The sequence below is a fragment of the Pseudomonas sp. TH15 genome, assembly GCF_016651105.1.
In the GTDB taxonomy this organism is placed as follows: domain Bacteria; phylum Pseudomonadota; class Gammaproteobacteria; order Pseudomonadales; family Pseudomonadaceae; genus Aquipseudomonas.
Genome location: NZ_JAEKEL010000002.1, coordinates 117,962 through 141,653, shown reverse-complemented (window position 1 = coordinate 141,653; position 23,692 = coordinate 117,962). Strand labels below are relative to the sequence as shown.

General features: G+C 60.5%; 20 protein-coding genes and 1 pseudogene. 14 read left to right on the top strand and 7 right to left on the bottom strand.

What is annotated here, in order from left to right:
* The first annotated feature begins 202 nt into the window (after nt 1–202).
* The 6 genes from kdpF (at nt 203) to JFT87_RS24375 (ending at nt 8,367) form a co-directional block, all read left to right on the top strand.
* Entirely contained in the window at nt 203–292 is a 90-nt protein-coding gene (kdpF, locus tag JFT87_RS24400; RefSeq protein ID WP_007899818.1) for a K(+)-transporting ATPase subunit F, read from the top strand.
* Nucleotides 293–300: 8 nt separating this feature from the next.
* Nucleotides 301–1,995, top strand: a complete 1,695-nt coding sequence (gene kdpA / locus JFT87_RS24395) for a potassium-transporting ATPase subunit KdpA (RefSeq protein WP_201205559.1) — start codon at nt 301–303, stop codon at nt 1,993–1,995.
* A gap of 11 nt (nt 1,996–2,006) precedes the next feature.
* The gene (gene kdpB / locus JFT87_RS24390; RefSeq protein ID WP_201205557.1) at nt 2,007–4,064 is read left to right on the top strand and encodes a potassium-transporting ATPase subunit KdpB; all 2,058 of its coding nucleotides are present in this window, start codon (nt 2,007–2,009) and stop codon (nt 4,062–4,064) included.
* Between the two features lie 228 nt (nt 4,065–4,292).
* Nucleotides 4,293–4,838, top strand: coding sequence for a potassium-transporting ATPase subunit KdpC (gene kdpC / locus JFT87_RS24385; RefSeq protein WP_201205555.1), 546 nt, complete (start codon nt 4,293–4,295; stop codon nt 4,836–4,838).
* A gap of 130 nt (nt 4,839–4,968) precedes the next feature.
* Entirely contained in the window at nt 4,969–7,620 is a 2,652-nt protein-coding gene (locus JFT87_RS24380) for a sensor histidine kinase (protein WP_201205553.1), read from the top strand.
* A 48-nt stretch (nt 7,621–7,668) separates the two neighbouring features.
* Entirely contained in the window at nt 7,669–8,367 is a 699-nt protein-coding gene (locus JFT87_RS24375) for a response regulator (RefSeq protein ID WP_201205551.1), read from the top strand.
* A gap of 151 nt (nt 8,368–8,518) precedes the next feature.
* On the opposite strand, the gene JFT87_RS24370 is transcribed toward JFT87_RS24375, so the two are convergent.
* Nucleotides 8,519–9,556, bottom strand: a complete 1,038-nt coding sequence (locus tag JFT87_RS24370; RefSeq protein WP_201191347.1) for a patatin-like phospholipase family protein — start codon at nt 9,554–9,556, stop codon at nt 8,519–8,521.
* A 219-nt stretch (nt 9,557–9,775) separates the two neighbouring features.
* On the opposite strand from JFT87_RS24370, the gene JFT87_RS24365 reads away from it, so the two are divergent.
* From JFT87_RS24365 to JFT87_RS24355, 3 genes are all read left to right on the top strand, one after another.
* Entirely contained in the window at nt 9,776–10,054 is a 279-nt protein-coding gene (locus tag JFT87_RS24365) for a hypothetical protein (RefSeq protein ID WP_201205549.1), read from the top strand.
* A gap of 79 nt (nt 10,055–10,133) precedes the next feature.
* On the top strand, nt 10,134–10,901 hold the full coding sequence (locus JFT87_RS24360) for a CHAD domain-containing protein (RefSeq protein WP_201205547.1): 768 nt from the start codon (nt 10,134–10,136) through the stop codon (nt 10,899–10,901).
* Between the two features lie 216 nt (nt 10,902–11,117).
* Nucleotides 11,118–11,915, top strand: coding sequence for an acyl-CoA thioesterase (locus JFT87_RS24355; RefSeq protein ID WP_201205545.1), 798 nt, complete (start codon nt 11,118–11,120; stop codon nt 11,913–11,915).
* 1 nt (nt 11,916) lies between these two features.
* Here the strand turns inward: JFT87_RS24355 and JFT87_RS24350 are convergent.
* The 3 genes and pseudogenes from JFT87_RS24350 to JFT87_RS24340 all read right to left on the bottom strand — a co-directional run bounded on the left by JFT87_RS24350 (nt 11,917) and on the right by JFT87_RS24340 (nt 14,843).
* Nucleotides 11,917–12,245: pseudogene (locus JFT87_RS24350) on the bottom strand (terminase).
* A gap of 186 nt (nt 12,246–12,431) precedes the next feature.
* Entirely contained in the window at nt 12,432–13,913 is a 1,482-nt protein-coding gene (locus JFT87_RS24345) for a methyl-accepting chemotaxis protein (RefSeq protein ID WP_201205543.1), read from the bottom strand.
* Between the two features lie 120 nt (nt 13,914–14,033).
* A complete protein-coding gene (locus JFT87_RS24340) occupies nt 14,034–14,843 on the bottom strand; it encodes a TatD family hydrolase (RefSeq protein WP_201205541.1) in 810 nt (269 codons plus the stop codon).
* Nucleotides 14,844–15,080: 237 nt separating this feature from the next.
* Between JFT87_RS24340 and JFT87_RS24335 the strand changes: the two genes are divergently transcribed.
* On the top strand, nt 15,081–16,502 hold the full coding sequence (locus JFT87_RS24335) for a transglycosylase SLT domain-containing protein (RefSeq protein ID WP_201205539.1): 1,422 nt from the start codon (nt 15,081–15,083) through the stop codon (nt 16,500–16,502).
* A gap of 105 nt (nt 16,503–16,607) precedes the next feature.
* Nucleotides 16,608–17,042 carry a DoxX family protein gene (locus JFT87_RS24330; protein ID WP_201205537.1) on the top strand — a complete coding sequence of 145 codons (435 nt, stop codon included), beginning with the start codon at nt 16,608–16,610 and terminating at the stop codon, nt 17,040–17,042.
* 83 nt (nt 17,043–17,125) lie between these two features.
* Here the strand turns inward: JFT87_RS24330 and htpX are convergent, their stop codons facing one another.
* Both htpX and JFT87_RS24320 read right to left on the bottom strand, forming a co-directional pair.
* Entirely contained in the window at nt 17,126–18,013 is an 888-nt protein-coding gene (gene htpX, locus JFT87_RS24325; protein ID WP_201205535.1) for a protease HtpX, read from the bottom strand.
* 310 nt (nt 18,014–18,323) lie between these two features.
* Entirely contained in the window at nt 18,324–19,535 is a 1,212-nt protein-coding gene (locus JFT87_RS24320) for a pyridoxal phosphate-dependent aminotransferase (protein WP_054052048.1), read from the bottom strand.
* Between the two features lie 226 nt (nt 19,536–19,761).
* Here JFT87_RS24320 and msrB point away from each other — a divergent pair, with 226 nt between their 5' ends.
* From msrB to JFT87_RS24305, 3 genes are all read left to right on the top strand, one after another.
* Nucleotides 19,762–20,157, top strand: a complete 396-nt coding sequence (gene msrB / locus JFT87_RS24315; RefSeq protein ID WP_201205533.1) for a peptide-methionine (R)-S-oxide reductase MsrB — start codon at nt 19,762–19,764, stop codon at nt 20,155–20,157.
* Between the two features lie 187 nt (nt 20,158–20,344).
* Nucleotides 20,345–20,830 carry a glutathione peroxidase gene (locus JFT87_RS24310; RefSeq protein ID WP_201205531.1) on the top strand — a complete coding sequence of 162 codons (486 nt, stop codon included), beginning with the start codon at nt 20,345–20,347 and terminating at the stop codon, nt 20,828–20,830.
* Complete coding sequence (locus JFT87_RS24305; RefSeq protein WP_201205528.1) at nt 20,827–21,288, top strand: MarR family winged helix-turn-helix transcriptional regulator; 462 nt, start codon at nt 20,827–20,829, stop codon at nt 21,286–21,288. The genes JFT87_RS24310 and JFT87_RS24305 overlap by 4 nt, the downstream gene beginning before the upstream one ends.
* On the opposite strand, the gene JFT87_RS24300 is transcribed toward JFT87_RS24305, so the two are convergent.
* Complete coding sequence (locus JFT87_RS24300) at nt 21,272–23,593, bottom strand: hybrid sensor histidine kinase/response regulator (RefSeq protein WP_201205526.1); 2,322 nt, start codon at nt 23,591–23,593, stop codon at nt 21,272–21,274. The genes JFT87_RS24305 and JFT87_RS24300 overlap by 17 nt on opposite strands.
* Between the last annotated feature and the right edge of the window lie 99 nt (nt 23,594–23,692).

Sequence of the window (23,692 nt, the reverse complement as noted above, 5' to 3'; positions counted from 1 at the left end):
GCGTTCGCCCAAACAACACCGATCCCTGTGGGAGCGAGCTTGCTCGCGATGGCGTCCGCCCCAACCCCGCTGTAACGCCGGCATAAAGCCACTCTTTACGCTTTCTTTATGCCCCGTCACACCCCTCGGTCTCGTTCCTTTACAGCCACCCTGCGGACAATGACTCCACACGCGGCAATACGCCGTAACACGGAGAACTTCCATGAGCGTTCTGGACGGGGTGTCACTGCTACTGGCAGTGGGGCTGTTCATTTATCTGTTGGTTGCGCTGTTGCGCGCGGATCGGAACTAGGAGCGGCTATGCACAGTTATGACTATTGGCTGATCCTGGCCTTCTTCGCCCTGGTGCTGATTCCGGCACCGTTTCTGGGGCGTTTTTACTACAAGGTGATGGAGGGGCAGCGCACTTGGCTGTCACCGATCCTTGGCCCGGTGGAGCGCGGCTGTTATCGCGTAGCCGGGGTAGACCCGCAGGCAGAACAGAGCTGGCAGAAATACACCCTGGCCTTGCTCGCCTTCAACCTTGCGGGCTTCTTGCTGTTGTTCGCGATCCTGTTGTTCCAGGACCACTTGCCGCTCAACCCGCAAAACCTGCCGGGTCAAGAGTGGACGCTGGCGTTCAACACCGCCATCAGCTTCATGACCAACACCAACTGGCAGTCCTACAGCGGTGAAGCGTCCTTGAGCTACCTGAGTCAGATGGCCGGCCTCACCGTGCAGAACTTCGTCAGCGCCGCCACCGGCCTCGCCGTGCTGGTTGCCCTGTGCCGCGGTATCGGTCGCAAGTCCACCAAGACCTTGGGTAACTTCTGGGTCGACATGACCCGTGCCACCCTCTACGGCCTGCTGCCAATCTGCTTGCTGCTGGCGCTGTATCTGGTCTGGCAGGGCGTGCCACAAACCTTCGCGCACTACGTGAATGCCGTGACCATGCAAGGCGTCGATCAAGTGATCCCGCTTGGCCCGGCCGCCAGCCAGATTGCGATCAAGCAACTGGGCACCAACGGTGGTGGCTTCTTCGGCGTGAACTCGGCGCATCCGTTCGAGAACCCGACTGCCTGGAGCAACCTGTTTGAAATGGGTTCGATCATCCTGATCCCGGTCGCCCTGGTGTTCACCTTCGGTCATTACGTGAAAGACCTGCGTCAGAGCCGCGCGATCATCGCCTGCATGCTGGCGCTGTTCCTGATCGGCGGCGCGACGTCGATGTGGGCTGAATACCAACCCAACCCTGCGCTGGCCAACGCTGCCGTCGAACAGACCGCACCGCTGGAAGGCAAGGAAGCGCGCTTCGGTACCACCGCCACCGTGCTCTGGTCGGTGACTACCACCGCGGCGTCCAACGGTTCGGTCAACGGCATGCATGACAGCCTTAACCCGCTGAGCGGCATGGTCGCACTGGTCAACATGATGGTCGGCGAAGTGATCTTCGGCGGCGTCGGTGCCGGGCTCTACGGCATGTTGCTGAACGTGTTGATCGCGGTGTTCCTCGCCGGCCTGATGATCGGCCGCACACCGGAATACCTCGGCAAGAAACTTCAAGCCAAGGAAGTGCAATTGTTGGTCGTGACCTTGCTGGTGATGCCGGTCGGCGTGCTGGTGCTGGGTGCAATCGCCGCCAGCCTGCCGGGACCTGCCGGTGCCATCAGTAACCCTGGCCCGCATGGTTTCAGTCAGTTGCTGTACGCCTACACCTCGGCCAGTGCCAACAACGGTTCGGCATTCGGCGGTCTGAGTGCCAACACCCCGTTCCACAACCTGATGCTCGGTCTTGGCATGTTGATCGGTCGCTTCGGTTACATCCTCCCGGTTCTGGCATTGGCCGGCAGCCTGGCGATGAAGAAAACCGCACCGATTGGCCAGAACAGCTTCCCGACGCATGGCCCGTTGTTCGTGACCTTGTTGACTGTGACCATTTTGCTCGTGGGTGGCCTGACCTTCTTGCCGACGTTGGCGCTGGGTCCGATTGCCGAACACTTGAGCATGGGCTTCTAAGGAATCAATGAATGAATATGCCCGTAAATAAACCGGTGATCGTCAAGGCGCCGGAACAACCGAAAACTGCGATGTCGGCCCTGTGGCGCCCGGCGCTGGTGCAAGCCTTCGTCAAGCTCGACCCTCGGCAATTGCAGCGTGCGCCGGTGATGCTGGTGGTCGAACTGACCGCCATCCTGACCACCGTGCTGTGCTTCATTCCCGACGGCAGCGTGCCGACCTTCGTCGCGGCGCAAATCGCGCTGTGGCTGTGGTTTACCGTGCTGTTCGCGAACTTCGCCGAAGCCTTGGCCGAAGGTCGGGGCAAGGCCCGCGCCGACAGCCTCAAGGCCGGCAGCGAAGGCTTGAGTGCCCGCCGCAAAACCTCCAACGGCACCTTTCAAGTGGTGCCGGCCACCAGCCTGCGCAAGGATGATGTGGTGCGCGTCGAAGCCGGGGAAATGATCCCCGGTGACGGCGAGGTGATTGAAGGCATCGCGGCGGTCAACGAAGCGGCAATTACCGGTGAGTCCGCGCCGGTGATTCGTGAGTCCGGCGGTGACCGTTCGGCCGTCACCGGCAACACCCGCCTGGTCTCCGACTGGCTGCTGATACGCATTACTGCCAACCCTGGCGAGTCGACCCTCGATCGCATGATCGCTCTGGTCGAAGGCGCCAAACGTCAGAAAACCCCGAACGAAGTGGCGCTCGACATCCTGCTGATCGGCCTGACGCTGATCTTCCTGCTGGTGGTCGTCACCCTGCAACCGTTCGCCCACTTCGCCAACGGCAGCCTGCCGCTGGTGTTCCTGGTGGCGTTGTTGGTCACGCTGATTCCGACCACCATCGGCGGCCTGCTTTCCGCCATCGGTATCGCCGGGATGGATCGTCTGGTGCGCCTGAACGTGATCGCCAAGTCCGGTCGCGCGGTGGAAGCAGCGGGGGACGTGCACGTCCTGCTGCTCGACAAGACCGGCACCATCACCTTCGGTAACCGTCGTTGCACCGCCGTTTACGCGGCACCGGGTGTTACCGCCAAGGAACTGGCCGAAGGTGCGTTGTTTGCCTCGCTGGCCGACGACACGGCTGAAGGCAAATCCATCGTCGAGTACCTGCGTGGCCTGCATCCGCAGCCAGAGCCAAGCCCTGAGCTGCTGACGGCGGTGCCGTTCAGCGCCGAAACTCGCCTGTCCGGTGTCGACCATCAAGGCCGCGTGTATCGCAAAGGCGCGGTGGATTCATTGCTGGCCTTCGTCGGTCTGAAACGTGCTGATTTGGCGCCGTCGCTGTCCCGGGAAATCGACAAGATCGCCCAGAGCGGTGGCACTCCGTTGCTGGTCTGCGCCGAAGGCAAACTGCTCGGTGCGATCCATCTGAAAGACGTGGTCAAACCTGGCATTCGTGAGCGTTTTGCCGAGCTGCGCAAACTGGGGATTCGCACCGTCATGGTGACCGGCGACAACCCGCTGACCGCTGCAGCGATTGCGGCTGAAGCGGGCGTCGATGACGTGCTGGCCGAAGCCACCCCGGAGAAAAAACTGGCGCGTATTCGTCACGAGCAAAACGACGGTCGTCTGGTCGCCATGTGCGGCGACGGCGCCAACGATGCCCCGGCCCTGGCCCAGGCAGACGTCGGCATGGCAATGAACGACGGGACGCAAGCGGCACGCGAGGCGGCGAACATGGTCGACCTCGACAGCGACCCAACGAAGTTGCTGGACGTGGTGCAGATCGGCAAGGAATTGCTGGTGACTCGCGGCGCGCTGACGACCTTCTCCATCGCCAACGACGTGGCCAAGTACTTCGCCATCCTGCCGGCGCTGTTCGCTTCGATCTACCCGCAACTCGGTGTGCTGAACGTCATGCATTTGACCAGCCCGCAGAGCGCGATCCTCTCGGCGATTGTGTTCAACGCCTTGATCATCGTCGTGCTGATTCCCCTGGCCCTGCGCGGCGTGCGGGTGCAGGCGGCGAGTGCGGCGGCGTTGCTGCGTCGCAACCTGCTGATCTACGGCTTGGGCGGGCTTCTGGTGCCGTTCGTGGGCATCAAGGCGATCGACATGGTGTTGACGGCGTTGCATTTGGTTTGAGGCTGGAAGAGCCCCTCACCCTAACCCTCTCCCGGAGGGAGAGGGGACTGACCGAGTGGTTTTTCAGAGGTGCATCGACCTGAGATACCGAGCTGAACTCCGGTCCTGAGAAGCACAACGATCTGCTCCCTTTCCCCCTCGCCCCCTTGGGGAGAGGGCTGGGGTGAGGGGGAAGAGATCCCCCTGACACCCCACCAACGTTTGCCCAACGAATTCGAGGATTTTGAAATGTCCACAATGATACGTCCGGCCCTGAGCCTGCTGGTCCTGATGACGCTGATCACTGGCGTCGCTTACCCCTTGGTGGTCACCGGCGTGGCTCAGGTCGCCTTCCCGGACCAGGCCAATGGCAGCCTGGTGCGTGACGCCGACGGCAAGGTCCGTGGCTCGTCGCTGATTGCCCAGGATTTCGTCGGCGACGCCTGGTTCCATCCACGACCATCGGCAGGTGCGTTTGCCACCGTGTCGAGCAGCGCCAGCAACCTCTCGCCGAGCAACCCGGCGCTGGCCACTCGAGTGATCGACGATGCCAACAAACTGATCGTGCCAGGCCAGGGCCCGGTGCCGTTGGCGATGCTGACCACCTCCGGCAGCGGCCTCGATCCACACTTGCCACCGGCAGCGATTGCCTATCAACTGGCGCGTGTTGCAGCTGCGCGTAACCTGCCGGTGGCGACGGTTGAACAACTGATGAATGCAAACATCGAGCGACCATTGGTGGGGCCACCGGTGGTTAATGTGTTGGCGTTGAACATCGCGCTGGAAAAACTGTAAATCGGTGGCGCGGCCATTCGCGAGCAAGCCCGCTCCCACATTGGAATGCATTTCAAAATGTGGGAGCGGGCTTGCTCGCGAAGACGGTCTCACAGGCACTTAATCAACATCTGAAAAAAGAGTATCAAGCATGAGTGACTCCGGCCGCGCCGATGCGTTGTTAGCAGATCTGCCTCGGGATGGCCGTGGCCGGCTCAAGGTGTTCCTCGGTGCCGCGCCGGGTGTCGGCAAGACCTACGCCATGCTGCAAGCGGCCCACACCCAACTGCGTCAGGGTGTGAAAATCATCGCTGGCGTGGTCGAAACCCATGGCCGCGCCGAAACCGAAGCGCTGCTCGGTGGCTTGCCGCAACAACCGCTGGTGCGCTCGGAATACCGTGGCGTGATGCTTGAAGAGATGGACCTCGACGGCCTGCTCAAAGCCAAGCCGAAACTGGTGCTGGTCGATGAGCTGGCCCACAGCAACGCCCCCGGCAGTCGCCACGCCAAGCGTTGGCAAGATATCCAGGAACTGCTGGCCGCCGGCATCGACGTGTACACCACGGTTAACGTCCAGCACCTGGAAAGTCTTAACGACCAGGTGCGCGGCATCACTGGCGTTCAGGTCCGCGAAACCCTGCCGGACTGGGTCCTGCAAGAAGCCTACGAACTGCTGCTGATCGACCTGCCGCCCCGGGAATTGCTGGAGCGACTGCGCGATGGCAAGGTCTACGTGCCGGAGCAGGCGCGGGCGGCCATCGATGCGTTCTTCACGCAAACCAACCTCACCGCCCTGCGTGAAATGGCCATGCAAACCGCTGCGGCTCAGGTCGATGATGATCTGGCCCAGGGTTATCGCCAACTCGGCCAGGCGGCACCTGCGGTGCGCGGTCGCTTGTTGGTCGGGGTCGATGGCGATGCTCAGGCCGAACGTCTGGTGCGTCACGCCAGCCGCGTCGCCCAGCGTCGGCATTTGCCGTGGAGCCTGGTGCATGTGGACAACGGCAGCGTGCGCGACGAGCAATCGCGCCTGCGCCTGCAAAGCGCCCAGCAACTGGCCGAGCGCCTCGGCGGCGAAGTGGTGTTGCTGCGGGCCGGCGAGGTGGCGAAAACCCTGATCCAGCACGCCGCCGAACGTCGCGCGAGCCTGGTGTTGGTCGGTCAGTCGCGCCAGCGTTTGCGTCGAAGGGTGTTCGGCGGCGGTCTGGCGTCACGCTTGTTGCGCGATGCCCGTGGGCTGGAAATCAACGTCCTCGACAGCGACCATGAAGTGCCCGCAACCCGTCAGCGTTCGGCGCATTCACTGGTCTGGTTCGACTACGCGCTGGCCTTGGTGGCAACCGTTTTGGCCAGTGCTTTGGCCTGGGCAGTGGCAAGTGTTTTGCCGCTGCCGAATATCTCCCTGGTGTTCCTTGCCGCCGTGTTGCTGGTGGCGGTGCGCAGCAGCCTTGGCCCGGCGCTGGCCTGTGCGGCGTTGTCGTTTCTGACCTACGACTTTCTGTTCATACCGCCAAACTTCTCGTTCGCCATCCAGCGCGAAGAAGACGTCCTGACGTTGCTGTTTTTCCTGCTGATGGCGGCGCTCACCGGCAACCTCGCCGCGCGGCAACGTCGACAACTGGAGGCTTTGCGCGACACACAGGAAGAAACCACCGAACTGCTCGACCTGTCGCGCAAACTCACCGCCGCCACCGACCGCCAGGCCGTGGTCAGTGCCGCCGCCCAGCATTTGAATGGTTGGAGCGATCTGCAACTGTGCCTGCTCAACCGCGACGGGCAGGGTGGCTGGAAAGTCGAAACCGGCGGTCCGCTGGAGTTCTCCGAGGCCGAACGTGCCGCTGCCGATTGGGCCTGGCAACACGATCAGCCGGCGGGCGCCGGCACCGGCACGCTGCCGTTCGGGCGTTGGTGGTGGTGGCCGTTGTCGGTCGAAGATGGGCCGCTGGCGTTGCTCGGTGTCTGCGCCAAAGAAGGCCAGACCTTGAGCGGCCAGCGCCGGCGTTTGCTGACTGCGCTGAGCCAGCCATTGGCCCAGGCCCTGGCCCGTGCACAATTGGCCGAAGACCTCGAAGCAGCGCGGCTGCACGGTGAAACCGAGCAACTGCGCAGTGCCTTGCTGGCCTCGGTGTCCCACGATTTGCGCACGCCGCTGACTTCCATGCGTGGCAGCATCGACAGCCTGCTGGCCCTCGGCGAAGCGATCCCGCTGGAGGATCGCCGCGAGCTGCTCGAAGGCACCCGCGATGAAGCGGAGCGTCTCGACCGCTACATCCAAAACCTGCTGGACATGACCCGCCTCGGTCACGGCGCGCTGAAACTGGCCCGGGACTGGGTGTCGCCCGCCGATATCGTCGGCAGTTCGCTCAATCGCCTGCGCGCGGTGTTGGCGCCGTTGCAGGTCAGCACCGAAGTGCCGGCCGAGCTGCCGCTGCTGTACGTGCATGCGGCATTGATCGAACAGGCGCTGGTCAACGTGATCGAAAACGCCGCGCGGTTTTCACCGGTTCACGGACGCCTGCAAGTGCGCGCCGGGGCCGATGACAGCGAGCTGTTTTTTTCCGTCAGCGATGAAGGCCCGGGGATTCCGGAGGACGAGCGAGCGAAGATTTTCGACATGTTCTACACCGCCGCGCGTGGTGATCGTGGCGGGCAGGGCACGGGGTTGGGGCTGGCGATTTGTCAGGGCATGGTCGGCGCCCATGGTGGGCGGATCAGCGTTGCCGATGGCATTGAAGGGCGTGGCACCTGCATCACCTTGCACCTGCCGTTGCAGGCGCAACCGGGCTACGAAAGTGAAGCCTGATCGCGCTTGCGCTACTCTCTTGCCACTTCTATTTGTTGATGTGAACTCATGAGCCAGACCGCGACCATTTTGGTCATCGACGACGAACCGCAGATCCGCAAGTTCCTGCGCATCAGCCTCGCCTCCCAGGGCTACAAAGTGCTGGAGGCCGGCACTGGCAACGAAGGTTTGGCGCAAGCGGCGCTGAACAAACCCGATCTGCTGGTGCTCGACCTGGGGCTGCCGGACATGGACGGCCAGCAAGTGCTGCGCGAGTTTCGCGAATGGTCGACGGTGCCGGTGCTGGTGCTGTCGGTGCGCGCCAGCGAAGGGCAGAAGGTTGAAGCGCTGGATGGCGGCGCCAACGATTACGTGACCAAGCCGTTTGGCATTCAGGAATTCCTCGCGCGCGTTCGGGCGTTGTTGCGACAGGCGCCGGCCGGTGAGGCTCAGCAAGCGGCCCTGACGTTCGGCCCGCTGACCGTAGACCTGGCGTATCGCCGAGTGTTGCTCGACGGTGTTGAAGTCGCGCTGACCCGCAAGGAGTACGCGGTGCTGGCGCAACTGGCGCGGCATCCGGGGCGGGTCATCACCCAGCAGCAATTGCTCAAGGACATCTGGGGGCCGACCCATACCGAGGACAGTCATTACCTGCGGATTGTGGTTGGGCATTTGCGCCAGAAACTCGCAGATGATCCGACTCAGCCGCGGTTTATCGTGACCGAGGCGGGGGTGGGGTATCGACTGATCAGCGAGAACAACCTTTGAATGTTGTGTTGTCTTTTCGGGCCTCATCGCTGGCAAGCCAGCTCCCACAGGTTTCTCGGGTGTAGCTGGAATATGTGCATCACACCCACCACTGTGGGAGCGAGCTTGCTCGCGATGAGGTCCTGACAGTCACCCGAGAATTTTCAGATTCTCAGTTCTGCTCATTCTCATACCGGTCCATCGTATCCCGCGCAATCTCCCGTCCCAACGCGATCAACTCCGGTGCTTTGTAAAACTCGAAAAACCGGCACACGCGCTTCGGCACGTTGATCAAGACATCCGGCGGATACCCGGCAATCTTGTACTGCGCCAACGAGGTCTGCATCACTTCGAAACTCTGGTTGATCAGGTCCAGCAAAGACGCCGGCCCAACGTTGTCGATGATGAACGAGCCCGTAGCGGATTTCGGCGCACCTTCGCCTTGCGGCGCAGCGGCGGGCTGCTGGGCTTCGGGTTCGGCAGATTCGATCCAGGGATTGATTTCCGCCGCCTCGGCTTTCAACGCCTCCTGTTCCAGCAGCAGCAATTGTTCAGCCTGTTTGCGCCGGAACGGCATCTTCGAGCCGAGGGAATTGATCAGGTTATCGAAGCGCGACTTGAACGCCGCCGGACGCTGGATCACCGGCAGTTGATAATGACGCTGGTTGGTCGAGTTGAGGTTGACCGCGATGATCAAATCACAATGGCTCGACACTACCGGCACAATCGGCAGCGGGTTCAGCAGGCCGCCATCGACCAGCATGCGATTGCCCTGCATCACCGGCGTGAACAAACTGGGAATCGCCGCCGAGGCGCGAATGGCCTGGTGCAGGCAGCCTGCCTGGAACCAGATTTCCTGCTGGTTGGTCAGGTCGGTGGCCACCGCCGTGTAAGGGATGCGCAGGTCTTCGATATTGATCTCGCCGACGATCTTGCGGATCTGGCCAAAGACTTTCTCCCCGCGAATCGCCCCCAGGCGAAAACTGACGTCCACCAGGCGCAACACATCGAGGTAATCCAGGCTTTCGATCCAGTCACGATACTCGTTGAGTTTGCCGGCGGCATAAATCCCGCCGACCACCGCGCCCATCGAGCAACCGGCGATGCAGGCGATGTCGTAGCCACGCCGTTCGATCTCTTCAATGACACCGATATGGGCGTAGCCCCGGGCTCCACCTGAGCCCAGCACCAGTGCGACACGCTTTTTCATGAACCGCCCTCATCTGACAAGGTTCAACAATGCACCCATCGACGGACAGGCTCAATCGCCAACGTCGTTGAGTACGCCGGTGACGTCGTTTTTTCGCTACCGCTTGCGCCATCAGCACGGTTCTTTTCGCCCGCGCAGTTTCATGCGCGAACGAGGCACTTTTTACGCGCCCAAACGTCTTACCTGCACGACTGTTTATTTATCTTTGAGGTGTTATCGATGAAAGCCTGGATCTGTGTGCCTTTGATTGCCCTGGCGCTGGCCGGTTGTGCTGGGAAAACTGCGTACCGTGACAGTTGTGGCAGCCAGATTGATGCGGCCTGGCATGAGCTGGATCTGGCCAAGGCCGAAGGCTTTGCCGGCACCGTCAGTTACTCCAAAGCCCTGTCGTTGTTGACGGCGGCCAAGACCCAGCAGCAATTCGAGGGCTTTGAAGGCTGCAGCAGTAAAGCCGAGAAAGCGCGTTTCTATATTCGCGAATCCCGGGCCGGGCGCTAAGCTGCTGATCTGAAGCAAGGATGCTGGATGTTCGCAGCGCCAGACTCATCCCCCAAGTCATTTGAATCAGGAGCAAGTGATGTCTGCGTTGGTTGACCGCTTGGTGGCTCATGTTCTGAGCATTGAAGTGCGCCTGCTGGCCTGTCAGGCGCGGTTGACGGCGCGCACCGACCCTGAGGCGCTGCACGATTTGCGTACCACGGTGCGGCGCTTGCGCAGTCTGCTGCGGCCGTTGCGCGGCTTGCCCGGTGTCGAGCAACTGGAAGAGGCGGCGTCGGCGGTCGGTCAGTTGACCACGCCGTGGCGCGATCGCGAAGTGCTCGCGGCGTATTTGCTTGAACACCAACAGCCGCAAGCCGCGCAACGGCGTATGGCGCAGATGGCCGAGGCCTATCCGGCGCTGGCAGCGAGTGCCGAAGTGGCTTCGCTGCTGATGATTCTCGACGCTTTTCCACGTTTTCTGCGCGCCTCGCAGCGCCAAGGATTGCTCAATGGCTTGGGTAAACGCATCGAAAAACGTCTCGGCAAACAATGGAAGAAACTCGACCAGGCGTTGCACGATCCCGCCCACGACCGTCATCGCCTGCGCTTGCTGATCAAGCGTGTGCGCTATGGCATCGAAGCCTATCCCGAACTGGATCGGCTGCCGGAAGCAGCGTTGCCACGTTTGAAGTCCGCGCAAGGTGCGTTGGGCGATTGGCACGACTGCTGGCAATGGCTGGCCAGGGCCCAACTGGAAACTGACCTGCTGCCGTGCGTCGCCACTTGGAAAGCGACCATGATCAAGGCTGAAATCAAAGCCGATCGCGTCCTCGAAAAGCTCAGTTCAAGCTGTTTCAAATCCTGAGCACCACACCTCCCTTGTAGGAGCAGAGCTTGCTCGCGAAAGCGGCGTATCAGTCGATGAAGATCTTGTCTGATGGTCCGTCTTCGCGAGCATGCTCTGCTTCGACAAAGGCACGGTGGTGTCTGATCTGTCAGTGCTTTTGGCCGGAATAAGCGCTGTGCCGCCCTCAGAGGCTGGTTAAGATCCCTTCATCCTTTTCCGCGTTCTGAGGTTTTCATGCGATTTTCCGATCTGCTCGACGCTGTCCGCAGCCAGCCGCAGGCGCTGTCGATTCCCGCCGAATGGGGCCAGGGCCGTGCCAGTTTTGGTGGCCTGGTCGCCGCGTTGCAGTACGAAGCCATGCGCGCAAAAGTCCCGGCGGATCGGCCAGTGCGTTCGCTGGCGATCACTTTTGTCGGCCCGGTAGAACCCGATGTGCCGGTCAGTTTTGAAGTCGACGTGTTGCGCGAAGGCAAGGCCGTCAGCCAAGTGCTGGGCCGGGTGATGCAGAAAGGTCAGGTGGTGACACTGGTCCAGGGCAGTTTCGGTGCCTCGCGACCGTCCGAAGTGGCGGTGACGGCGCAATCTGCGCCCGAGATGAAACACTGGGACGAATGCCAGGAACTGCCCTACATCAAAGGCGTGACCCCGGAGTTCATGAAACATCTGGCGATGCGCTGGAGCGTCGGTGGGTTGCCGTTCACCGGGAACAAATCCCGGGACATGGGCGGTTGGGTGCGCTTGCGCGGGGATGTGAAGGACGAGCCGCTCAGCGAGGCGTATATCCTCGCGCTGGTCGACGCCTGGCCACCGGCCTTGCTGCCGCACCTGAACAAACCGGCGGCGGGCAGTACGCTGACCTGGACCATCGAATTCGTCCAGCCGTTGCTGGCGTTGAGTACGCTGGACTGGTGCAAGTACCTGGTGGACATCGAATATGCTGCAGATGGCTATGGGCATGCGGCGGCGAAACTGTGGAGCACAGACGGTCAGTTGATTGCCATGAGCCGGCAGACCGTGACGATTTTTGCCTGACTCAGCAAGGGTGGCGCTTCTTACACCAAGCGCGCCACCCGCCACCGCTGAGAACGTCAGGAATTGATCGGCCAGCAAGCACGACATCACTCAGACTCACGCCTTCAGGCTGTGACCGCGGCGCTGAATACCCAGCGCGGCGAACACACCGATGGCGCCAATCACGACATTGATCGGGCTCAGGCTGAAAACGCCTGAAACGAGCAGCAGAAACCCGATGATGACCAGCGCAACGGCGATCAGATTCAAAGCATGATGGGTTGCGTGTTGGTCATTTTGCGGGTGCGACTTCCATTGCCAGGCTGGAAGGTTAGGATGACGTTTGCCCATGTTGAAACTCCTCGATACATGTTGAACACATGCTTGAAGAATAGGCGGGGCAGGGGTGGGCGGCGAATCAAGGTTGGCTATTGACTCGATAGGTGTAATGGGCAAAAAAGATCGCAGCCTTCGGCAGCTCCTACAGGTGTACGCCGATCCAATGTAGGAGCTGCCGAAGGCTGCGATCTTTTGACTTTAAAGCTTTAGCTGCCCGATAGCCTTGCTCAACTCCCCAGCCAACGTCGCCAACTCATTACTGGTGGTCGCTGAATCCACCGTCTGTTGCACCGTGTTCTCGGTCACGTCACGAATGCTCACCACCGCCCGATTCATCTCTTCGGCCACATGGCTCTGCTGCTCGGCGGCCACTGCGATCTGCGTATTGCTTTCACGCATCTGCGCCACCGCGCTGGTGATTTGCGCCAAGGCTGCCCCGGCTTCCTGAGCCTGCTGGACGCAATCGTCGGCCTTGAACGAGCTCTCCTGCATGAAGTCCACGGCGTCTCGGGTCCCGGCCTGCAAGGCAGCAACCATCAGCGTGATTTCATCCGTCGAGGTTTGCACGCGCTTGGCCAGGTTGCGTACTTCATCGGCGACCACCGCAAAGCCGCGGCCCATTTCTCCGGCCCGCGCCGCTTCGATGGCCGCGTTGAGCGCCAGCAGGTTGGTTTGCTCGGCAATGCTGTGAATCACGCTGACCACGCCATTGATCTTCTGACTGTCCTCGGCCAGGCGCTGGATCATCTCGGCGGTCTGCTGCACGCCGCTGGACAATCCGGCAATCGACTTCTGCACTCGGCTGACCACTTCCTGGCCGCTGCCGGCCAGGGTGTCGGCGCTTTGCGAGAGGTCGCGGGTGGCGCCGGCATGCTGGGCGATGTGATAAACCGTGGCGGTCATTTCGTTGATGGCGGTGGCGGCTTGATCGGTTTCGCTTTGCTGGCCGAGCATGCCGTGGCGCACTTCATTCATGCTCGACGCCAGCCGTGCCGCGCCGACATCCAGTTGCCGGGCGGTGTTGGCGACGGTGTTGACCACCCGCTGATAACCGGCCTGCATGGCGTTGAAGGCGTTGGCCATCTGCCCGACTTCATCCTTGCAGGCCAGTGGCACGCGGGCCGACAGGTCGCCGGTTTTCTCGACGTGCAGCATCACGTCTTTCAAGGTATTGAGCTGGCTGAGCAAGAAACGGATCAACAACTGCGAAGCACCGAGCATCGCCAGCATCAGGATCGCCACCGCCATCGCATAGTTGAAGAAACGTTCGCCGAACACTTGGGTCAGGCTCGGGCCGTAAGCGATCACTGCGATTTGCTGGCCGTCGGCGCGGCTGAACACCTCGGCGCCCATCAACGGGTTGTCGCCGAACAGCGGCATGCGGTTGATATCGACCCAGCCATTGGTGTCGGTCAGTTCCAGCACTGGTTGATCGTTGATCCGTGGTGCCTGGCCGTGACTGAAGGTCAGTACGTTGTCAGCCTGGGGCAGCGGCTGCCCGGCAGGCCAGGCGTTGAGCAAACGTGCCTGAGCCTGAGCCGATGCCTGGGATGCATGGCTGCGGGCTTGCTGTTCAAGTTGTACGGCGTACAACACCAACAGCAGGGTGGTGACGAAGGCGACCGCATTGACCGCCCAGAATTTGTATTTCAGCGAGATGTTGCTAAGCCAGGCACCCATAGGAGGTCTTCTCTGATAGCGGAAACAGCATTGGCAAGGTGCCATCATTGTGCCGCTATGCAGGGATTCGGACGTTGATGCAGGTCAACAACCACCACGCTCCCACAGGGGATTTAGGTGTTACTGGGGGAACGTAGGCAGGCCGAAGAATGCCCGGGCGCAAGCAGTGGTATGAGCCGCCAGGTCTTCTTCACTTTCCTCGCGATGCAACGCCACTTCGCGCAACACCTCGGTCAGATAAGCCGGCTCGTTGCGCCCGTTCTTTGGCTTGGGCCTTAGACTGCGCGGCAGCAAGTACGGTGCATCACTCTCCAGCATCAAGCGTCCGCGCTTGATCTCTTTCACCAGCGGATGCAGGTGCGTGCCCCGTCGTTCATCACAGATCCAGCCAGTGATGCCGATGTGCAAATCCAGGTCGAGGTAACTGAACAGCGCTTTCTTTTCGCCGGTGAAGCAATGCACCACGGCGGCTGGCAACTGATCACGGTAGTCGCGCAGGATTTCGAGCAAGCGCTGACTGGCATCGCGTTCATGGAGGAACACCGGCAATTGCAGTTCGACCGCCATGGCCAGGTGTTCTTCGAGGACCTTTTCCTGTTGCGGACGCGGCGAGAAGTCGCGATTGAAATCCAGCCCGCATTCGCCCACGGCCACCATGTTCGGCTCTTTGAGCAAACTGCGCAGGCGCCGCTCGCTATCGGCATTCCAGTCGCTGGCGGAGTGCGGGTGAATGCCGGCGGTGGCGAACAGCCGTTGCGCGCTTTCGTCCAGTTGCCGGCACAGTTCCAGAGCCTGTTCGCTGCCGTCGACACTGGTCCCGGTGAGCACCAATTGGCAGACCCCGGCAGCGTAGGCGCGGTCGAGTACGGCCTGGTGTTTATCGTCGAAACTGGGGTTGGTCAGGTTGACGCCGATATCGATGAGTTGCATGGTGCTACCTCGGACCAAAGGCCGGAAAGCATATCAGAGCTGTAGATTTATAAGAAAAGCCAAGAACTACAACGAGTTAAAGCTGTCTTTTGATGCCGCGAGACAGGTCGGGTTGGTGAAACTGCCATCACTGTGCCAGTCTTTCGCACTTTGCCAGCGCTCCAGGCGCTCTGTTTCTGTCGTTTTGCTTCACGGAATTTACCCTGAAGCCGGACCAGTATTCTTTCCGGAGAGTGGATGACACGTCCCTCGGTTTTGCTACTGCTGTGTTGTTCGTTGCTGCTGCCGATGCCGGCGGTTGCGCGCCTCGCCGGGCCGCTGCAAGCCGTGCCGTCCACCCAGGTCCGCGATCTGGCGGCAATCCGCAGCAGCCGCGTGCTGAAGGTCCTGGTCAATCAGAGCCGTAACAGCTCCGGTGAAGTTGAGGGCCAGGCCATCGGTGTCGAGTACCATCGCCTGCGGGCCTTCGAGCAATACCTCAATGGCCACGCACGTGACGGCCAGGAAATCACCCTCAAGATCATCCCCAAAGCCAAGGATCAACTGCTCGGCGCGTTGCAGCGCGGCGAGGGCGATCTGGTGGCTCCCGGGGAATTGCTCGATCCGCAATCCGGCCACGCCGTGAGTACCAGCGAACCGATTGCCAGCAACGTGCCGCTGATCCTGGTCGGCATCAAGGGTGAACGACGTTACACCCATCTCGAACAACTCTCTGGCAAAACCCTGGCATTGCCCACGGGCAGTGCGGCCGGGGACGCGGTCAGTCAGATCAATCAAAAGCTCGCCTTGCACAAACTGGCACCGGTAAAGGTTGAGTGGGTCGACCCGAGCCTGGCGGTTGAGGACGTGCTGGAGATGGTCCAGGGTGGCATCTTCCACCTGACCATCGTCGAGCAGCCGATCGCCGAGCGCTGGGGCAAGATTCTGCCCAAGCTGCGGTTTGATCGGCAGGTGCTGATCGGTGCGCCCGGCGAGGAATACTGGTTCGTGCGCCGCGATGCCTCGATGTTGCGGGCGAGCATTGATCGCTTCCTGACCACCTACAAGAAACCGTCGGATGAGGACGTGGCGTTTCTGCGGATCTACCGGCGCCTGTATCAAGTGCACTATCCGTTGGCGAAGGCCGATCGGGAGCGGCTGGAAAAACTCCGGCCGGTGTTGCAAAAACACGCTGATGCCCAAGGCATGGACTGGTTGAACCTGGCGGCGTTGGCGTTTAAGGAGTCGGCGCTGCAACCCGAGGCCCGCAGTGGCGGTGGCCCCACTGGCTTGATGCAGATCACCCCGTCGGCGGCACAGCGGGTCGGGGTCAACAATGTGCAGAACCTCGACGCCAATGTGCAGGCAGGGGCCAAGTACCTGGCGATGATCCGCCGAAAATTCTTCTCCAGCCCCAAACTCAACGAGCGCGAACGGATGGCGTTCGTGCTGGCGGCGTACAACATGGGGCCGGAACGGGTTCAGGGCATGCGTGCTGAGGCCCGGCGACGGGGTTTGAACCCTAATCAGTGGTTCTTTCAGGTCGAGCGCATTGCCATGGAGCAAGTGGGGATGAGCGCCGTCAGCTATGTTAATAGCGTGAACAAGTATTACTTGGCGTTTGATCGGGAGCGGGAGTCGTTGGAGCCTAAAGGGCAAAAAGTGGTCTCTCGGAAATGATCGACTAAGCTGATTGTTATGGTGGGATATTTCCGCTTTTATCATTCGATTTTCAGATTAATATGGCGGCCAACCAACACACATACTCACAATGGATGACACAGCATGAGCACTCTGATCAACAAGGTACTGTTTACCCGCGCTGGCTACGGCCTGACTGTTCTGCGTATTTTCGTCGGCATTATCTTCGCGGCTCACGGTTCGCAGAAGCTCTTCGGAATGTTCGGTGGTTACGGGATTGCCGGCACCGCGCAGTACATGGAAAGCCTTGGCCTTGCACCGGGTCACCTGATGGCGATCCTGGCGGGTGGTACGGAATTCTTCGCTGGTCTGGCCTTGATCATCGGTTTGCTGGTTCGTCCGGCGGCACTGGGGCTGACCTTCCTCTCACTGGTGGCGATCTTCTCGGTGCACATCCATAACGGTCTGTTCTTGGCCAACAATGGCTACGAGTTTGCCCTGGCTTTGCTCGGTGGCAGCATCGCGGTGCTGATCGAAGGCGCCGGCAAGCTTTCAGCAGACCGCGCCATCGCCGGCTGATCCCGAGCTTCGGACAAAAAAATGCCCGTATCGCGAGATACGGGCATTTTTGTTTTCTACGGCTGAACCTTTAAACCATGCAATCAACCGCGGCGACGCAGCGCGTCAATACGCTCTTCCAGCGGTGGGTGGCTCATGAACATCCGGGCGAACCCTTGTTTGACGCCACCGTTGATGCCGAAGGCGTTCAAGGTGTCCGGCATGTGCACCGGCAGTCCTTGTTCGGCTCGCAGGCGTTGCAGGGCGCCGATCATCGCGCTGGTGCCGGCCAGGCGTGCACCGGCTTCGTCGGCACGGAACTCGCGTTTACGCGAGAACCACATGACGATCGAGCTGGCGAGGATACCCAGCACCAGTTCGGCGACGATGGTCGCCACGTAGTAGGCGATTCCCTGGCCTTCTTCGTTCTTGAAGATCACCTTGTCGACAAAGTTGCCGATGATCCGCGCGAAGAACATCACAAAGGTGTTCACCACGCCCTGGATCAACGCCAGGGTGACCATGTCGCCATTGGCCACGTGCCCGATTTCGTGGGCCAGGACGGCTTTGACTTCATCCGGCGAGAACCGCTCGAGCAGGCCTTGGCTGACCGCAACCAACGCGTCGTTCTTGTTCCAGCCAGTAGCGAAGGCGTTAGCCTCGTAGGCCGGGAAAATCCCGACTTCGGGCATCTTGATCCCGGCTTCGCGAGACAGTTGCTCAACGGTTTGCAGCAGCCATTGTTCGTGACGGGTGCGCGGCTGGCTGATGATTTGGGTGCTGGTGCTCATCTTCGCCATCCACTTGGAGATGAACAGCGAGAACAGGGAACCGGCGAAACCAAAGACCGCACAGAAAATCAGCAGCTGATTGAGGTTGAGATCAACCCCGTTGGCCGCCATGAACCCGTTGAAGCCGAAAAGGCTCAGGGTGATGCTGGCAATCAGCACGACCGCCAGGTTAGTGGCCAAAAACAGCAGGATGCGCATCATGGTTGTAGAAATCTCCTCATGCTAAAGATGTAGCGTACTGCGGGGTATATAAGGTGCTGCACGGTGCTATTCAACCGAGTGACTATTTCAAACTGTGTCCTACAGCAATAGTTTAGCTGTATGCAGGGCATTTCCGGCGTGGACGCAGGAAGGGTTTGTCAGTCGATTGACTGTGTGGCCCCTGTCTTTGTTGGACGCGCGCACGAAACCGGTCACCAGGCAGCGATGGCAACAAAGATGTGCGGCAGGGTGCAGAGATGTGTTGCTGAATTAATCACCGTGCGACCCGGGTCGCACGGTGAACGTCAGCTTACTGACGGTAGGTCTTGAGGAAGTTGCCGATCCGGCCGATGGCCTGATCCAGTTCATCGACCCGGGGCAGGGTGACGACGCGGAAGTGATCCGGCCATGGCCAGTTGAAAGCCGTGCCTTGAACCACCAGCAGCTTCTCGGAGAGCAGCAGGTCGAGGACGAATTTCTCGTCGTTGTGAATCGGGCAGACTTTCGGGTCAATTCGCGGGAAGGCATACAGCGCGCCCATCGGCTTGACGCAGCTCACGCCCGGAATGTCGTTGAGCAATTCCCAGGTACGGTTGCGCTGTTCCAGCAGGCGACCCTGAGGCAGCACCAGGTCATTGATGCTCTGGTAGCCACCCAGTGCGGTCTGGATCGCGTGCTGGCTCGGCACGTTGGCACACAGGCGCATGTTCGCCAGCATGTCGATGCCTTCGATGTAGCTCTGGGCGTGGTGTTTCGGGCCCGAAATGGCGATCCAGCCGGAGCGGAAGCCGGCGACGCGGTAGGACTTGGACAGACCGTTGAAGGTCAGGCACAGCAAGTCCGGCGCCAGGGAGGCGGTGCAGATGTGCACGGCGTCGTCGTAGAGGATCTTGTCGTAGATCTCGTCGGAGAACACCACCAGGTTGTGCGAGCGGGCCAATTCGAGCATGCCCAGCAAGACTTCTTTGGAGTACACCGCGCCGGTCGGGTTGTTCGGGTTGATGATCACCAGGGCCTTGGTGTTCGGGGTGATCTTGGCCTTGATGTCGGCCAGGTCCGGGAACCAGTCGGCGCCCTCATCGCACAAGTAGTGCACCGGGTTGCCGCCCGCCAGGCTGACTGCGGCGGTCCACAGAGGGTAGTCGGGAGCCGGCACCAGTACTTCGTCGCCATTGTTGAGCAACGCTTGCATCGACATCACGATCAGTTCGGAAACGCCGTTGCCCAGGTAGATGTCTTCAATGCCGACGCCTTCGACCTGCTTCTGCTGGTAATACTGCATGACGGCCTTGCGCGCACTGAACAGACCCTTGGAGTCGCTGTAGCCTTGGGCCGTCGGCAGGTTACGGATCACGTCCTGGAGAATTTCATCCGGCGCTTCGAAACCAAAGGGCGCCGGGTTGCCGATGTTCAGCTTGAGGATGCGATGGCCTTCCTCTTCCAGGCGTTTGGCGTGCTTGAGCACTGGGCCGCGAATGTCGTAGCAGACGTTGGCGAGCTTGTTCGATTTGCTGACCTGCATGGCGATGTGTTCCCGAAAATGAACGATCCAGGCGGCGTATGAACTACCGTACTGGGAATCCTGCGTAATCACACAGGCCTGACGCCTTGAGAGGCAGCACCCATAAATCCGTTTGAATGCGCGTGGTCTGGCTGCCAGACTGGCGTTTGACGAGGCGCAATCATACGTGCCGCCCGATCCGTGGAAAAGGTACAGATCGGGCTTTTTCAGCTGCTGAGGTGTGACGATGGAAAAGTTGGAAAAAACCCTGGAAGAATGGAAGGCCATGCTCGATCCGGAGCAATACAACGTTTGTCGCCTCAAAGGCACCGAACGACCGTTCTCCGGCAAGTACAACGGCACCAAGACTGACGGCGTTTACCACTGCATCTGCTGCAACGAGCCGTTGTTCGATTCGAAAACCAAGTTTGATTCCGGCTGTGGCTGGCCGAGCTTCTACGCGCCGATTGGCGACAGTGCGATGGTCGAGATCCGCGATGTCAGCCACGGCATGATTCGCACCGAAGTAGTCTGCGCCACCTGCGATGCGCACCTGGGGCATGTATTCCCGGACGGCCCGCCACCGACCGGCCTGCGTTACTGCATCAACTCGGTGTGCCTGGACCTCGTTCCGCGCTCGTAATGCGAGCCCTGTAGGAGCGAAGCTTGCTCGCGAAGGCGGATTTTCAGTCAACATCAATGTTGAATGTCAGTCCCTCTTCGCGAGCAAGCTTCGCTCCTACAGGTAATCGACTATTGATTTATTAAATTGCACACAATTCAATTGCTCGCTATGTTCAGTGCTTCTTCCTACATCTGGAGCCCGAATCATGAGCGACAACCTGCTGAGCATCCCGGTCACCACCATCAAGGGTGAACAAAAGACCCTGTCCGACTTCGCCGGCAAAGCGGTGCTGGTGGTCAATACCGCGAGCAAGTGCGGCTTTACCCCGCAATACAAAGGTCTGGAAGAGCTGTGGCAGACCTACAAGGATCAAGGCCTGGTAGTGCTCGGCTTTCCCTGCAACCAGTTCGGCAAGCAAGAACCCGGTAACGAAGGGGCGATTTCCGAATTCTGCGAGTTGAACTTCGGCGTCAGCTTTCCGCTGTTCAAAAAAATCGACGTCAACGGCTCTGACGCCCATCCGCTGTTCGTTCAACTGAAAAAACGTGCACCAGGCCTGCTGGGTTCCCAGGGCATCAAGTGGAACTTCACCAAGTTCCTGATCGGCAAGGACGGCCAAATGGTCAAGCGCTTTGCCCCGGCGACCAAGCCGCAGGATTTGAGCGCCGAGATCGAAGCCTTGCTCAAATGAACACCGTGTCCGCCGACTCCCTGAAGCTCGACAGCCAGCTCTGCTTCAAGCTGTATGCCGCGTCCCGGGCGGTGATTCGTGGCTACAAGCCGATGCTCGATAAGCTCGGCCTGACCTACCCGCAATACCTGGCGATGCTGGTGTTGTGGGAATGGCAGGAAGCGGCCCCGGAGCAACCGACCGTCAAGGCCTTGGGCGAACGCCTGGCGCTGGACTCCGGCACGCTCACGCCGTTGCTCAAGCGGCTTGAGCAGTTGCAACTGGTCCAGCGTCAGCGTTCGGCGCGAGATGAGCGGGAAGTGCACTTGAGCCTGTCGCCAGCCGGCCTGGCCTTGCGCGAGCAGGTCGGGCCGCTGAAGGCGCGCCTCCTGTGCGACAGCGGTGTGGACCTGAATCGCCTGAATGAACTGCGCGATGGCCTTGATCAGTTGTTGGGGCAGATCAAAGCGCTGTCCTAGCCGGTATCCACTGGTCGAGCAAAGCGGCCAGTTCCTCTCGTCGAAAGGGTTTGGCCAGGTAGTCGCTCATGCCCGCCACCCGACAGCGCTCGCGTTCTTCGGACATGGCGTTGGCGGTCAGGGCGACGATCGGCAATTGTGGCCAGCGCCCGCTGCGGCGGATGTGCCGACTGGCTTCATAGCCGTCCATCACCGGCATGTTGCAGTCCATCAGCACCAGGTCGAATTCCCCCAGCTCAAGTTGATCCAGGGCTTCGGCGCCGTGGGCGGCGACAATCACCTCGCAACCGAGCTTGCCGAGCATGCCTTTGGCCACCAACTGATTGACCGGGTTGTCCTCCACCAGCAGCACCCGACCGCGTCTTGTCGAGGGTGGGCTTTCAAGTTGTGTAGCATTGATGGTGGCAAGGTCCGGTTGCAAGGTGCGCCGCAAGTTCTGATAGAGCGCGTTTCGTGCCAGCGGTCGTGCCTGTTGTTGCAGCGGCGCAAGGGCTGCCGCCTCTTCGCTGGGCAGAAAACTGCCGTAGGCGGTTACCAGCAGAATGGGCGCGCCAAGCGTCGGTCGCAGCCCGAACAGGCATTCGGGACAGTCGGTAATCAGCACGTCGGGAGTCAGGCCAAGCAATGAGTCGTCGATGGTACGTTGCTCATACTCGAGTCCCCAGCCGGGCAATAGGCTCTTCAGCAACTCCGCCAAACCGCTGCTGCCAGCGGTAATCGCCAGAACTTTTCCGCGCAGCGCCGCCGGGGCGACAGCGCGGGTATGGCAGGGCAGCGGTAGTTCGGCGCAAAACTGACTGCCGAAACCTGCCTCGGAACTGATCGTCAGACGCCCCTGCATCGCTTCGCAGAGGTTGTAGGTCAGCGCCAGGCCCAGCCCGGTGCCGCCGAATTGCCGGGTAATGCCGGCGCCGGCCTGGGTGAAGGGCTGGAAGATTTTGACCTGCGCGTCCTGGGCGATCCCGATGCCGGTGTCGCACACTTCAATGCGCACACCATCCTCGAACGTTGAAAGACGCACATCGACCCGCCCGAAACGGGTGAATTTGAGGGCGTTGGACAGCAAGTTGCTGACAATCTGCCGGACGCGGGTCGGGTCGCCCAGTACCAGCGCCGGAAACTGCGGATCGATCAGGCAGGCCAGTTCGACGCTGGGCGCGGCATTCTGGGACAGCAGGTTGGCGGTGTCCTCGATCAGCGAGCCAAGGTCGAACGGAATGTGTTCGAGCTCCAGCTGGCCGGCATCGAATTTCGACAGGTCGAGAATATCGTTGAGCAGTTCCACCAGTACTTTGCCCGAGTCATGGGCGATGGACAGTTGTTGCTGTTGCTCGGCATTGAGCGGGCCGTCGAGCGAGAGGGCGATCATTCCCAGCAGGCCGTTGAGCGGCGTGCGGATTTCATGGCTCATATTGGCCAGGAACGCCGAGCGCGCTTCGGCCATGTCCAGGGCCGTTTGGCGGGCGACTTCCAGTTCTTCGTTGGACTGACTGAGCCGGGTGTTGATGGCCTTGAGTTCGGCGGTGCGGGCCGAGACTATATTTTCCAGTTGCTCGAGGTAGTCGGTCAGGCGGTTTTCAGCATTGCGCCGTTGCTGGATTTCCGTGGCGATGTTTTCGAACTGTTGATTGGCCACTTTGACCAGCACACCGATTTCATCGTTTTCATGCCCCGCCGGGTACTCCAGCCATGTCGGCTCCGCGCTACGTGGATCGCGGCCGCTGAGTTCGCGGATGACCCGTACCAGTGGCTTGGTCAGCATCACGTAAAACAGCGCCAGCAGGATGCCGGTCAGGATCAGGCTGCGGGCGAAACCGTTGAGCAATGTCACTTCGGCCCGGCGCAGGAAGCGGCTACCGAAGGAATAGGTGTCGACCTCCAGCTGCAGGGTGCCGAGGGATTCGTCGGGCAAGTGGTCGAGGAAGAGGCGATCTTCGAACTGGCGGTTGGCGCCGAACAGGAAGTCGCTGATCACCCGATAACCGCTTTCCATGCCCTGGCGTTTGACGCTGGCCAGCACGGTATTGTTGTTGTCGGTCAATTGCGCGCTGATGATCGCTGGTGAGCGCAGCAAGCCCATGGTCAATTCCTGGGCGAGTTCGGCGTCGATGTTGTAGGCGATACGTGACGCCGGGTTATGGCTGATTTCCAGCAAAGACAGTATTTCGCGGTTGATGGAGGCGTCTTCGCTGGCATAATCGATGCCTATTTGCACCAGACTGAGCAATGTGCCCAATATGAAACCGACCAGCACAGTAAGCCGGGCTTGCTTGTAAGAAAGCCGGTGGGTGAACTTGATATCCATTGGGTGTTGAACCACTTCCGTTTCCCTTCGCTGCTCCAGCATAGTCGATCATGCAGGGATACCGATGTTCCCCGGCCCCAAGATTCAACGATGGGCCGG

Bases quoted from the DNA above. Each gene is read 5' to 3' on its own strand.
- JFT87_RS24365 (WP_201205549.1), top strand. From the start codon at position 9,776: ATGAAAGCCTGGATCTGTGTGCCTTTGATTGCCCTGGCGCTGGCCGGT.
- JFT87_RS24360 (WP_201205547.1), top strand. From the start codon at position 10,134: ATGTCTGCGTTGGTTGACCGCTTGGTGGCTCATGTTCTGAGCATTGAA.
- JFT87_RS24305 (WP_201205528.1), top strand. From the start codon at position 20,827: ATGAACACCGTGTCCGCCGACTCCCTGAAGCTCGACAGCCAGCTCTGC.
- msrB (WP_201205533.1), top strand. From the start codon at position 19,762: ATGGAAAAGTTGGAAAAAACCCTGGAAGAATGGAAGGCCATGCTCGAT.
- JFT87_RS24320 (WP_054052048.1), bottom strand. From the start codon at position 19,535: ATGCAGGTCAGCAAATCGAACAAGCTCGCCAACGTCTGCTACGACATT.
- htpX (WP_201205535.1), bottom strand. From the start codon at position 18,013: ATGATGCGCATCCTGCTGTTTTTGGCCACTAACCTGGCGGTCGTGCTG.
- JFT87_RS24310 (WP_201205531.1), top strand. From the start codon at position 20,345: ATGAGCGACAACCTGCTGAGCATCCCGGTCACCACCATCAAGGGTGAA.
- JFT87_RS24380 (WP_201205553.1), top strand. From the start codon at position 4,969: ATGAGTGACTCCGGCCGCGCCGATGCGTTGTTAGCAGATCTGCCTCGG.
- JFT87_RS24340 (WP_201205541.1), bottom strand. From the start codon at position 14,843: ATGCAACTCATCGATATCGGCGTCAACCTGACCAACCCCAGTTTCGAC.
- kdpC (WP_201205555.1), top strand. From the start codon at position 4,293: ATGTCCACAATGATACGTCCGGCCCTGAGCCTGCTGGTCCTGATGACG.
- JFT87_RS24330 (WP_201205537.1), top strand. From the start codon at position 16,608: ATGAGCACTCTGATCAACAAGGTACTGTTTACCCGCGCTGGCTACGGC.
- JFT87_RS24370 (WP_201191347.1), bottom strand. From the start codon at position 9,556: ATGAAAAAGCGTGTCGCACTGGTGCTGGGCTCAGGTGGAGCCCGGGGC.
- JFT87_RS24375 (WP_201205551.1), top strand. From the start codon at position 7,669: ATGAGCCAGACCGCGACCATTTTGGTCATCGACGACGAACCGCAGATC.
- JFT87_RS24335 (WP_201205539.1), top strand. From the start codon at position 15,081: ATGACACGTCCCTCGGTTTTGCTACTGCTGTGTTGTTCGTTGCTGCTG.
- kdpA (WP_201205559.1), top strand. From the start codon at position 301: ATGCACAGTTATGACTATTGGCTGATCCTGGCCTTCTTCGCCCTGGTG.
- JFT87_RS24345 (WP_201205543.1), bottom strand. From the start codon at position 13,913: ATGGGTGCCTGGCTTAGCAACATCTCGCTGAAATACAAATTCTGGGCG.
- kdpF (WP_007899818.1), top strand. From the start codon at position 203: ATGAGCGTTCTGGACGGGGTGTCACTGCTACTGGCAGTGGGGCTGTTC.
- JFT87_RS24355 (WP_201205545.1), top strand. From the start codon at position 11,118: ATGCGATTTTCCGATCTGCTCGACGCTGTCCGCAGCCAGCCGCAGGCG.
- JFT87_RS24300 (WP_201205526.1), bottom strand. From the start codon at position 23,593: ATGGATATCAAGTTCACCCACCGGCTTTCTTACAAGCAAGCCCGGCTT.
- kdpB (WP_201205557.1), top strand. From the start codon at position 2,007: ATGAATATGCCCGTAAATAAACCGGTGATCGTCAAGGCGCCGGAACAA.